Here is an 11,295-nt window from a genome sequence, read left to right on the forward strand (position 1 = left end):
CGCCCACCCACAAACGAAACGGTTCTGTTGCCGTAAAAGCCTTCATGCCAATCCGGCTCGTGCAGCACCACACCGACATCGTCGCTTTCGGCAACCAGCGCCAGCGCGTCGTCGCGCATCTGCGCTTCGATACCGCGTCGTTCGCGATTCAGCTTGTCGAGTTCCTGGGCGATCGGCAGTGCTGTGTCGCGATCCGACGCCAGCAGGCATTCGATACCGCGCGCCATGTCATCGAGCCGACCGGCAGCATTGAGACGCGGACCGAGCACGAAGCCGAGATCGCCGGCATTGATCCGTTCCGGCGTGCGGCCCGCCGCTTCGAGCAGCGCCATCAGCCCCGGCCGTGCCCGTCCGGCACGGATGCGCGCCAGCCCCTGCTGCACGAGGATGCGGTTGTTGTAATCGAGCTTGACGACATCGGCGACCGTTCCCAGCGCGACCAAATCAAGCAGCTCGGCGAGGTTCGGGCCGCTACCCGCACCGAACGCACCTTCGGTCCGCAGCCGGGCACGCAGCGCCAGCAGCACGTAGAACATCACCCCGACACCGGCCAGATGCTTGCTCGCGAACGGGCAGCCCGGCTGGTTCGGATTGACGATCGCCGCCGCGGCCGGCAATTCCGGCCCGGCGAGATGATGGTCGGTGACCACGACTGGCAAACCGATCGCATTTGCGGCTTCGATGCCGGCCAGGCTGGCGATGCCGTTGACGACCGTCACCAGCAGTTCAGCGCCCTGCCCGCGCGCCAGCTCGACCAGTGGCGGAGACAGCCCGTAGCCCATCGTGAAGCGGTTGGGAACCACGTAACCGACGCTGGCCGCACCGAGCGCTTTCAAACCAAGCACGGCGACGGCCGTGGCAGTGGCGCCATCGGCGTCGTAATCGCCGGCAATGACGATGCGCTTCTGCTCGCGAATGGCTTGGGCCAGCAATTCGGCGGCGCGGCCAATCCCCAGCAGCTGATCCGGCGGCAGCAAGTGCTTCAGATCGAGCGCCAGTTGCGCAGGATCGCTCAGGCCACGCGCCGCATAGACGCGGCGCAGCACCGGCGGCAGCGAAGCCGGCAGCGCTTGCGGCTGGCCGGGCGGACGACGGCGGATGGTCGGCGCGCGGCTCACCGTCGAGTCAGCGTCGGACTACAGCCGATCGACCAGCACCCGCTCGACTGCACTCTTCACGGCATCGACTTCGATCAGCGCCGGGAAGCCACCCTTGAGGATGATGTCCGGGTCCTTCATGCCGTTGCCGGTCAAGGTGCAGACGACGGTCGAGCCGGCCGGAATCTTGCCGCTCTTCAGATCGCGCAGCGCGCCGGCCAGCGAGGTTGCCGATGCCGGCTCGCAGAACACGCCTTCCTGCTCGGCCAGCAGACGCTGACAGGCGAGGATTTCGGCATCCGTGCATTCATCGAACCAGCCGCCGGACTCTTTCTGGACAATCCAGGCCGGATCCCAGCTCTGCGGGTCGCCGATGCGGATCGCGGTGGCGACCGTTTCCGGGTTCTTGACGGCCGCACCACGCATGAACGGCGCGCTGCCGGCGGCCTGATAGCCGATCATCTTCGGCCGCTTGCTCGTGCTGCCAGTCTGGCAGAACGTGCAGTTGCCCTTGCACAGCAAGCAAGCCTGAGTGCCGGTGCCGGCACATTCCGAATAGCCGATCCAGTGCGCGGTGATGTTGCCGGCATTGCCGACCGGCAGGCAGTGGTAGTCCGGGGCTTCGCCGAGCGCTTCGACGATCTCGAAAGCGGCCGTCTTCTGGCCCTGAAGGCGATACGGATTGACCGAATTGACCAGCACCACCGGCGAGGTTTCCGACACTTCCTTGACCAGCCGCATGCCGTCATCGAAGTTGCCGCGCACCTGCACGATGGTCGCACCGTGAACCACGGCCTGGGCCAGCTTGCCCATGGCGATCTTGCCTTCCGGAATCAGCACGAAGGACTTGATACCAGCGCGCGCGGCGTAGGCGGCGGCGGCGGCGGACGTGTTGCCGGTCGACGCGCACAGGATCGCTTTGGCACCACGATGCACGGCCTCGGTCACGGCCATGGTCATGCCGCGATCCTTGAACGAACCGGTCGGGTTGGTACCTTCGAACTTGACGTAGATGTCCGCCTCGACGCCTTCATGGCGAACGAGGTTGTCGAGCTTGATCAGCGGCGTGCGGCCTTCGCCGAGGCTGATGGCCTTGGCTTCCGGGGGCAACGGGAGACGGCTGCGGTAGGCATCGATGATTCCGGTGTAACGAGTCACGGGGTTGCTCCGATTTTTGTAGCCCCTCTCCGACCGGGAGAGAGGTTGGGGTGAGTGCCGCCGTTTCCGGCATAGCCACTCTGAATCGAGCGGCGCTCCCTCACCCCGGCCCTCTTCCGGTGGGAGAGGGAGAAAGGCATCACTTATTCGAAATGCTCGACTCTGAGACGGCTCATGTCCGGCCGCACGAACGGCAGCGCCCGAATGCGCTCCAGCGCGGCGTCGAAGCGGCTGCCGCTGATCACCGAGGTGATGATCGCGATGCGCGCATCTTCATGGTCTTCCGGTTCCTTCTGCAGGATCGCTTCCACCGAGATATCGGCATCGGCCAGGATCGTGGTCAGCGCGCGCAGCACGCCTGGCTCGTCGGCGACGGTGAGGCGCAGGTAGTACGCGGATTCGATCGCTTCGATGCCCAGGGTCGGCTGGGCCGCCAGCGCAGCGGCCGTGAACCCGAGCGCGGGGATGACCGGCGCAGCACCGTTCAGGCGAGCGATGTCGACCAGATCGGCGATCACCGCCGACGCGGTCGGTTCACCACCGGCGCCACGGCCGACGTAGACGGTCTGGCCGACCGCATTGCCATGAACGCGGACGGCGTTCAGCGCGCCATCCGTCTTGGCCAGCAAATGATCGTCCGGCACCAGCGTCGGATGGACGCGCAGTTCGACGCCGTGCTCGCTGCGCTTGGCGATGCCGAGCGACTTGATCCGGTAGCCGAGTTCACGGGCCAGCTGGATGTCCTCAGCCTGCACCTTGGACAGACCTTCGGTCGACACCGCCGCGAAGTTCAGCGGCGTGCCGAACGCGATCGAAGCGAGGATGGTCAGCTTGTGGGCGGCGTCGATGCCTTCGACATCGAAGGTCGGGTCGGCTTCGGCGTAGCCGAGCTTCTGAGCATCCTTCAGCGCATCCGCGAAGCTCTGCCCCTTCACCGTCATCTGGGTGAGGATGTAATTCGAGGTGCCGTTGATGATGCCGGCGAGGCTGTCGATATCGTTCGCCGTCAGGCCTTCGCGCAGCACCTTGATGATCGGAATGCCGCCGGCCACGGCCGCTTCAAAGGCCAGGCTCAGGCCACGGGCCTGGGCATCGGCGATCAGGGCATTGCCCTTCTCGGCGATCAACGCCTTGTTCGCCGTGACCACCGACTTGCCACCGGCCAGCGCCGCCAGGATCAGGTCGTTCGCGAGATCAGTGCCGCCAATCAGTTCGCAGATCACATCGACATCGGCCGCCACCACCGCTTCCGGGGTTGCGTGCACGCGGATGCCAGCCAGCGAGCAGTCACGGCTGGCAGCCGCGTTGCGCACCGATACGTCGGTGACCACGATTGCCCGGCCAGCACGTGCGGCAATTGCCGCCGCATTCTTCTGAAGCACGCGGACGACACCCTGCCCGACCGTGCCGAGGCCGACGATGCCGACTTTCAGCGGCTCGCTCATGGCTTGGCGGCCTTGAGGCTCGCTTTCAGAAACTTCTTGATCGAGCGCGTCGCCTGACGCGTGCGGTGCTCGTTCTCGATCAGTGCGAAGCGCACGTAGTCGTCACCGTACTCGCCGAAGCCGATGCCGGGCGACACCGCGACATGCGCCTGCTCCATCAGCTGCTTGGAGAATTCCAGCGAGCCGAGATGCCGGTGCGATTCGGGAATCTGCGCCCAGATGAACATCGTCGCCCTCGGCTTGGTCACCGGCCAGCCGGCGGCCAGCAGGCCCTCGACCAGCACGTCACGCCGCTTGCGGTACATCTCGCAGATTTCGGCCACACAGTCCTGCGGGCCTTCGAGGGCAGCAATCGAGGCGACCTGGATCGGCGTAAACATGCCGTAGTCGAGATAGCTCTTGATCCGCGCGAGCGCTGCGACCAGGACCGGGTTTCCGACCATGAAGCCGACCCGCCAGCCCGGCATGTTATAGCTCTTCGACAGGGTGAAAAACTCGACCGCCACGTCCTTCGCACCCGGCACCTGCAGCACACTCGGCGCCTTGTAGCCGTCGAAGACGATGTCGGCATAGGCCAGATCGTGGATCAGCCAGATCTCGTGCTCGCGGCAGATCGCCACGGCGCGCTCGAAGAAATCCAGCTCCACGCATTGCGCCGTCGGGTTCGACGGGAAATTCAGGATCAGCATCTTCGGCGTCGGCGTCGATTCCTTGATCGCCTTGCGCAGTTCCTCGAAGAAGATGTCGTGATTCGGATCGTCCTGCGGAAAGCGGACGTGGCGCACGTCGGCACCCGCCAGCACCACGCCGAAGGGGTGGATCGGATACGCAGGGTTCGGCACCAGCACGGTGTCGCCAGGGGCGAGCGTGGCGAACGCCAGATGAGCCAGGCCTTCCTTCGAACCGATGGTCGCGATGACCTCGGTCTCGGCGTTCAGGTCGACGTCATAGCGGCGCTTGTACCAGGTCGCCATCGCACGGCGCAGGCGGGGAATGCCTTTCGAGACCGAGTAGCGATGGGTATGGGTGCCGTCCTCGTCGTGGACTTCCGGGCGCACATAGTCGCTCTCGGTGCCACGGACGGACGCCTCGACCAGCTTGTCGACGATGTGCTTCGGCGTCGGCTGATCCGGGTTGCCCATGCTGAAATCGATGACGTCCTCGCCACGAGCTCGGGCCGCCTTCTTCATGTCACCGACGATATTGAAGACGTAGGGCGGCAGGCGCTCGATGCGCGGGAAGACGGTGTTCAAGGGATCCTCGGATGACGGGTCGGGTGCCGGATCGGCACGATTGCGCAACAACAGCGATGAAAGAGCCGCTAATTACAGCATGCGCGGCCGGTCACGGCTAGCGTTTTGCTACGGTTGGCCGCCCTCGAACTGGCCTGCAGGCCCCGCCCCGGACGTGCGAATTTGCTGCTGCCGGTAGCGGCCAATGAAGTTCAGAATGTCGAGGTGACAGCAGCGTCACGCAAATCACCGGGGACCAGGGTGTCAGAAGACGTGCGTCACTGCGGCGTGCTGATCGTCGATATCGCCGGATCGACAAAACTGCGCAGCGAGATCGGCGAACTGGCAGCTGGCCGGCAGATTCATCACCTGCTCGACAGCATCATCGCCGCCGCACGCGACCGCGGCGCCACCTTCATCAAGGCCTACGGCGACGACGTGCTGGCGGTCTTCGAGCAGGACCAGGTTGCCGCCACTGCCGAAATCGCGATCAAGGCGCAACGGCTGGCGTCGGAAGTCGGCCTGCGCCTGTACGCCGGCTTCCACTTCGGCCCGGTGCAGTTCCGGCTGACCGACGGTCACCAGGATGCCGTCGGCCAGACGATCAATTTCGTCGCCCGCCTGCACAAGATGGCCGAAGATGCGCCGGGGCAGATCTTCCTGCTTGAAGAAAGTCTCGGTCAGTTGCCACTGGCGCTGAGAACGCAAGCCATGCCCTTCGGTAGCCGATCGCTCAAAGGCCTGGGCAAGTTCAACGTCTGGACACTGGGCTGGCAGTCGCAGGGCGCGCCGACAGCCACCGTGTTCGCCGCCGAACGGGACACGGCCGCGTCGTCGACCACGCTGCATCTCAGGCATGGAGACACCACGCTGACCTTCCCCAGCCATGACCGGAAGAAGCTCATCGGCCGAGGCAATACCTGCGATCTCGTCGTGCCCGATCCGGAACTGAAGGTGTCATCGACCCACGCCACGATCGAATGCATCGACGACTGCTGGTTCCTGCAGGACATCAGCCGCAACGGCACCTGGCTCAGAGAAGGAGTCGACGGCAAGGAAATCCTGCTGCCTTACTGCCAGAAGATGACCTTACCGACCGGCGGCAGTCTGTCGATCGGCAGATCGTTTGCAGACGACCCGGCAGGCCTGTTCACGCTGAATTTCGAGATCTCCAATCGTTGATAGGCATTTTTGTTGGCCACCCGACAAAAACTCCATTGACCGTTTCCATGTGTACATGATGTGATCAATTCGTCAGTTGACGTTTGTTAACCGTTGTCGTGCTTGGAGGGGATCCATGAAGAAAACTCTGTTATTTGCGTTGGCAGCACTGGGAATGCTGTCGAATGCTGCGCAGGCAGCCACGTTGGCGCGCCTGCCCTTGCTGACCAGCTCAGTTTCGCCGGCCGCTCTGACGTCGCTACCGACTCTGCCGTTGGCCAGTTCGCGAGCTTTGCCTGGTCTGCCGGCTGCGAATTTGTCGACCATCTTGCTTCCGCGAGGCGATCGCCCGCCTTTGTCCTTGACCGGACTCCTTCCGTCGCTGATGCCTAATCCCGATGCTCCGCGTATTCCAGTGCTTGTGGTTAGTGGCATTGCCAGCGTACTGACCAAAGGGAACAACGTCATTGTTGGCGCGATCAAGGTTATCGGACCACCGCAGCCACCAAGAGACGACTTCAATATTCCCAAGCTTGTGGTTAGTGGAGTCGCCGCTGTTTTGACGAGAGGCAATAATGTGATTGTTGGCGCGATCAAAGTTATCGGACCGCCGCAGCCGCCGAGAAATGATCCGCCAGCTCGGTAGTCTTAGATCAACTTAGCAGAGATAACGACCACGCCATCGCTCGAGAAGTCGCGCGATGGCTTTTACTTGCGTTTCAAGGCTCGCTGGATTCGAGCAAGATCAATGTCGTGGTTACCGAAATTGTTCTTGAGCAACTTATCTGCCTCAGTCATATCCCTCACGCCGCTGGAGTTATTTCCATTGTTTATCTGCCAAAGCCCTCTATCAATTAGTGCTTTGGCGAGAAATACCGGCTCCGATGACGATTGGAAAACTAGCAATGCCTGATCGATAAGCCCTTTTGCTTCCGAACTCGCTGCCGTCGTATCAATCTGGAGCAGCGCTTCAGCGAGATTGAGAGCGTTGGTTGCCCAAGTCGTTGTAGTGCGATTAAAAACGGCTTCTGTTAAGGCAAGCGCGCTGCGCAGAGGTTCGAGAGCCTCCTCAGGTCTACCACTTAACAATCTCTCGATGCCAAGCATTGAAGCGGGAAACGCGTTGTCGTATGCATCCGCACCCACGATAGCCTCCATCCGCGATCTGGCCTCCGTGAGGATTTTCTCCGCTGAGCTGTACTGACCTCGTGATGCCAACGCGTACCCCAACGAAGAGGCTGCCCACCACGTGTACGGATACTCGTCGCCATACAGCTTGCGAGAGAGGGCAAAAACACGACGGGCATCTGCTTCAGCCTCCGGCCATCGCTCAGCATTCTGTTCAAAGGTAAGGCGTTGAAACAGAAAATAATAGAGTGTGGCTTCGTCATGCTCCGACACTGCACTTTCGCCTTCAATAAAAGCTATTTCGGCTTCGTCGAAGCGATTAAGACTTGCATAGGCCTGACCAAGAAAAGCCAGATTGATCGCCAAACCAGGAGCCTTGTCGCCTAGCTCCTTACGCCGAATCGCAATAGAACGCTGCAACGCCGGAATTGCTTCAGAATATCGACTCAGCTCAGTCAATAGCGAACCGAGCTCAGACAGGGGATACGCAAGACGGATGTTCTCTGGACCGGCGATACGCTCCAGTCTTGCAATAGCCTCCCGTGCCGCCGTTTCCGCTTCGGCTACTCGACTGGCTCGTCGCAACACCGCCATCTCCGCCAGCAGGACATTGACTGCTGCGCGGCTGTCCTTGCCGTCAATCGCTTCATCGATCTGCCGCGCTTCCTCAAGCACATTCAAGGCTTCGGTCGTGCTGGCCCGGGAAAACCCAAGCGCCCGACCAAGCAGCAATTTGGCATCAGCAAGGGCGCGACGATCGCCCTGCCCTGGCAACACCAGAATGCGCAGCGCCTCGCGCGCATTCGGTTCGATCTCAGCGGAGCCATCGCCTTTTTCCTTGTCCGCTGCTCGCGCCAGTTCGATCAGGCTACGCGCCACCGGCAGGCTGTCCGAGCCGTAGATCGATTTCTGCTGAGCGAGCGCGCGTTCCAGCATCTCGCGAGCACCGGCGACATCGCCGAGATTGACCCGGATGCCGGCCAGTTCGACAAGCACTTCGGCGTGAATCTCGGGATCGCCACTCAGATCGGTATCGACTCGTTTGGCGGCCTCGACGATCAGCTGCAGCGGCGTGCGCTGCTGCTGACGCGTGTGCTCGTAAGGATCCTGTTCCTTGAACACCGAGAGCATGAATTCCTTGACCTGCTCGGCACGCTGTTTTTGCAACAGCGCGCTGCGCGCCTCGGTGCGGGCGATGCCGGCTTGCCAGATGGCAATGCTCAGGCCGGCCGTCAGCGCCACCATCACTGCCGTTGCTGCGGCCACGACCAGTCGATTACGTCGCACGAAGCGATTGGCGCTGTAAGCCAGCGAGTCAGGCCGCGCCAGAATCGGCCGTTGATCGAGCAGGCGTTGCAGGTCGTCGCCTAGCGCTTCGGCATCGGCATAACGCCTTGTGGTATCCGGATGCAGGGCCTTGAGGGCGATCAGGTCCAGATCCTTCGACACCTCGCGCAGACGTGAAGCACGTTCGGGTTCCGGCAGCCGGCCGCGCTCCTGGCGCAGCACGATGCTCGGCCGCAGCACGGTTTCCTTATCCAGCTCGACGACGATGACGCTGGCCGATCGTCCTTCGCGCCGATGCGGCAGGCGTGCGGTCAGCAGTTCGTAGAGCATCACGCCGAGTGCATAGACATCGGTAGCCGGCGTGATCGCCTGGCCGAGAATCTGCTCGGGCGCGGCGTAGGCCGGCGTCAGCGCGGTGGCTTCGCCGGCCATCCGGGTGGCGTCCACTTCCTCTTCGCTGAGGGATTTGGCGATGCCGAAATCGAGCAGCTTGACCTGCCCTTCCGCCGTCACCAACACGTTCGACGGCTTCAGATCGCGATGGACGATCTGCCGTTTGTGCGCTTCCTGAACGGCCTGGCAGACGACGATCATCAGCCGCAGCATTTCAGTGATCGACAGCGCCAGTCCGTTGGTGCCAGTGCGCGCGTACTCGGTGATCGCCTGACCTTCGACGTACTCCATCACCAGATAGGGGCGGCCGTCCGGGGCTGCTCCAGCGTCCAGTGCGTGGGCAATGTTTGGATGGGTGAGCTGGGCAAGGATGCGGCGCTCGAGCAGGAAGCGACGAATCACCTGATGGGTGTCCAGGCCGCGTTTGAGCAGCTTGATCGCCACCCGCAGTTCGAAGGCCTGATCCGCCCGCCGGGCCTGATAGACCTCGCCCATGCCGCCCTGGCCGACCAGGCGCTCGATTTCCCAGGGGCCCAGCAAGGTGCCCGCCTGCAGCGGTTCAGGAGGCGCTTCGGTTTCGTCGGTCACCGCCGAGCGATCGAGAACGACGACGGTGTCGCCGACATTGCGCAGTTGCCGCTCCAGGTCCAGACGCAAGGCGATGTCGCCGGCGCAGACACGGTCGAGAAATTCGCCGCGCTGATCCCAGGGCAGCAGCGAAGCTTCGTCGAACAAGGCCTGCAGGCGGATGGCGCGGTCGTCTGTCATCTAGGGTGCTTGATCGAACCGTTCGTGTCTCACGCAGTGTCACGACTCCGTGTCGTGTTGACAATTGTGCATTGAATCCACACAAGCTCCCCGCGAGTAAGCTAGAAAATCAACAACCCTTGCGGAGGCACCCGATGTCCTTGAATCCTGTCGTTTCCCGGCAGCGCCTGAAGTTTCTTGCTGCGGCCCTTGCGCTGGGCTGCGTGGTGCCGGCGATGGCTGCGCTGAAGGTTGGCAGCAAGGCACCGGATTTCACCACCCAGGCAACCCTGGCCGGCAAGCCATTCCAGTTCGCGCTAGCCGACGCGCTCAAGAAGGGCCCAGTGGTGCTGTATTTCTACCCGGCGGCATTCACCAAGGGCTGCACGGTGGAAGCGCATCTGTTCGCCGAAGCGACCGAGGAATTCAACGCGCTGGGTGCGACGGTGATCGGCGTCTCGAAGGACGATATCGACACGCTGAACAAGTTCTCGGTCAGCGAATGCCGCAACAAGTTCGCGGTGGCAGCCGATCCGGATCTGAAGATTTCGAAGTCTTACGACGCGAAGATTCCGCTGGTCGGCTACTCGGATCGCACCTCGTTCGTGATCCTGCCGGACTCCACCGTCTCCTACGCCTATTCGGCACTGAGCCCGGACAAGCACGTGGCCAACACGCTGGCGGCGGTCAAGGAGTGGAAGGCGAAGCAGCCGCAGTAAGTCGATCTCTGCTGGCAGTTCAACGAGCTGGCAGCAGGCGTCTGGGATCCAGCGGCCGGCCGCGGTCGCGAATCTCGAAGTGCAGCAGCGGCTTCTGCGCCGGACCTTCGCCGAGTTCGGCGATCGGCTGGCCGGGACCCACCTCTTCACCTTCGTTGACCAGGCGCTTGCGGTTGTAGCCGTAAGCCGACAGGTACTGCTCGTCGTGCTTGATGATCACCAGCTCGCCGTAGCCTTTCAGCGCCGCGCCGCTGTAGACCACCCGGCCGCCACGGCTGGCGACGACGATCTGGCCCAGCTCGCCAGCGATATCGAGACCCTTGTTGCCGCCGGCATCGAAGCCGCGCGCCACCGTGCCGCGCGTCGGCCATTCCCAGGTGCCGGCGCCTTCCAGCGTCGGCAACACAGGCTGCGTTGACTGCGCTGGCGTCGGACGTGACGGTACCTGGGTCACCACGTCAGCGGCGGCCGCTGTGCCCGGCGGCGTCAAGCGCAGGCGCTGGCCGATATTGATCCGGTAATCGCTGCCGATGCCGTTCCACTCGGCAAGCTGTTGATAGTCGAGGTTGTTACGGAAAGCAATCGAGTACAGCGTGTCGCCCTTGGTGACGACATAGACCTCGCCGAAGGTCGGCGCTGAGCGCTGCGGCGGCTTGACCGAAGAGCGCGACACCTTGGCTCGTGGCGACTCGATGGCGCAGCCCGCTATCAGCAGCATCAGCGCAGCCAGCGCCAATGCGGCGGCCCGTTTCACGCGCGCTTGGCGGTCAGGAACCACAGCAGACCGCCCACCAGCAACGCCAGCGCGGCGTAGGCCAGTTCGTGGGTGTAATGGACGATGACCTGCACCGCCGCTTCGCCGAAGAAATAACCGGCCGACACCAGCACACCGCACCAAAGCGTGGCACCGGCAAAGGTGATCGCCGCG

The 11,295-nt window shown here is 62.9% G+C and carries 9 protein-coding genes; 3 read left to right on the forward strand and 6 right to left on the reverse strand.

What is annotated here, in order from left to right:
- From QZY06_RS14260 to alaC, 4 genes are all read right to left on the reverse strand, one after another.
- A partial coding sequence (locus QZY06_RS14260) for a DHH family phosphoesterase (RefSeq protein ID WP_367275649.1) occupies positions 1–1,100 on the reverse strand: 1,100 nt, incomplete at its 3' end.
- 36 nt (positions 1,101–1,136) lie between these two features.
- Positions 1,137–2,255 carry a threonine synthase gene (thrC, locus tag QZY06_RS14265; protein ID WP_295685700.1) on the reverse strand — a complete coding sequence of 373 codons (1,119 nt, stop codon included), beginning with the start codon at positions 2,253–2,255 and terminating at the stop codon, positions 1,137–1,139.
- A 143-nt stretch (positions 2,256–2,398) separates the two neighbouring features.
- Positions 2,399–3,700, reverse strand: a complete 1,302-nt coding sequence (locus tag QZY06_RS14270; RefSeq protein ID WP_295685702.1) for a homoserine dehydrogenase — start codon at positions 3,698–3,700, stop codon at positions 2,399–2,401.
- Positions 3,697–4,953 (reverse strand): alanine transaminase, encoded by a 1,257-nt coding sequence (gene alaC / locus QZY06_RS14275; protein WP_295685704.1) that lies wholly within the window; start codon positions 4,951–4,953, stop codon positions 3,697–3,699. Before alaC ends, QZY06_RS14270 begins: the two co-directional genes overlap by 4 nt.
- Before the next feature lie 240 nt (positions 4,954–5,193).
- Here alaC and QZY06_RS14280 point away from each other — a divergent pair, with 240 nt between their 5' ends.
- Together QZY06_RS14280 and QZY06_RS14285 are read left to right on the forward strand one after the other, a co-directional pair.
- On the forward strand, positions 5,194–6,114 hold the full coding sequence (locus QZY06_RS14280) for an FHA domain-containing protein (protein ID WP_295685705.1): 921 nt from the start codon (positions 5,194–5,196) through the stop codon (positions 6,112–6,114).
- A 115-nt stretch (positions 6,115–6,229) separates the two neighbouring features.
- Positions 6,230–6,739 carry a hypothetical protein gene (locus tag QZY06_RS14285; RefSeq protein WP_295685706.1) on the forward strand — a complete coding sequence of 170 codons (510 nt, stop codon included), beginning with the start codon at positions 6,230–6,232 and terminating at the stop codon, positions 6,737–6,739.
- A gap of 62 nt (positions 6,740–6,801) precedes the next feature.
- On the opposite strand, the gene QZY06_RS14290 is transcribed toward QZY06_RS14285, so the two are convergent.
- Positions 6,802–9,669, reverse strand: a complete 2,868-nt coding sequence (locus tag QZY06_RS14290) for a serine/threonine-protein kinase (protein ID WP_295685707.1) — start codon at positions 9,667–9,669, stop codon at positions 6,802–6,804.
- A 215-nt stretch (positions 9,670–9,884) separates the two neighbouring features.
- Here QZY06_RS14290 and QZY06_RS14295 point away from each other — a divergent pair, with 215 nt between their 5' ends.
- The gene (locus tag QZY06_RS14295; RefSeq protein WP_366523735.1) at positions 9,885–10,367 is read left to right on the forward strand and encodes a peroxiredoxin; all 483 of its coding nucleotides are present in this window, start codon (positions 9,885–9,887) and stop codon (positions 10,365–10,367) included.
- Positions 10,368–10,386: 19 nt separating this feature from the next.
- Here QZY06_RS14295 and QZY06_RS14300 read toward each other — a convergent pair whose 3' ends face one another.
- A complete protein-coding gene (locus QZY06_RS14300) occupies positions 10,387–11,121 on the reverse strand; it encodes a peptidoglycan DD-metalloendopeptidase family protein (protein ID WP_295685711.1) in 735 nt (244 codons plus the stop codon).
- Between the last annotated feature and the right edge of the window lie 174 nt (positions 11,122–11,295).

The sequence above is a fragment of the uncultured Nevskia sp. genome (assembly GCF_903885465.1).
Lineage (GTDB): Bacteria > Pseudomonadota > Gammaproteobacteria > Nevskiales > Nevskiaceae > Nevskia.